This is a genomic window from Paenibacillus vietnamensis, assembly GCF_020169515.1.
Lineage (GTDB): Bacteria > Bacillota > Bacilli > Paenibacillales > Paenibacillaceae > Pristimantibacillus > Pristimantibacillus vietnamensis.
Genome location: NZ_JAHMHW010000046.1, coordinates 1 through 342, shown reverse-complemented (window position 1 = coordinate 342; position 342 = coordinate 1). Strand labels below are relative to the sequence as shown.

Genomic DNA, 342 nt, shown 5'->3' with positions numbered 1-342 from the left:
TCTGCTGCAATTTATACAGCAGAACGGCGAAAACTCGAGACAGCTTGCGATTCTGCTGCAGCTTATGCAGCAGAGTCGAGACAAACTAGCTAGTTTGGGAGATGGGAGGCGGCTTCTGATGCAAAAGTGCAGCACAGCTCGGCCGCCCGCCGTTCGTGTCAGGTTTCTGATGCAGTTTGTACAGCAGAACGTCGAAGCCTCAGCAAAGCTCGAGGCCGCTTACGTTTTGCTGCAGTATGTACTGCAGAACGGCGAAGCCTCAGCAGAGCTGGAGGCCGCTTACGCTCCTGCTGCAATTTATACAGCAGAACGGCGAAAACTCGAGACAGCTTGCGATTCTGA

Annotated in this window: 1 protein-coding gene; it reads left to right on the top strand. The window is 53.5% G+C overall.

Translation table 11 applies throughout. The annotated features are described in order from the left end of the window. Positions 1-118: 118 nt before the first annotated feature. Positions 119-342: hypothetical protein (locus KP806_RS27460; protein WP_224726936.1), on the top strand; the 224-nt coding region annotated here is incomplete at its 3' end.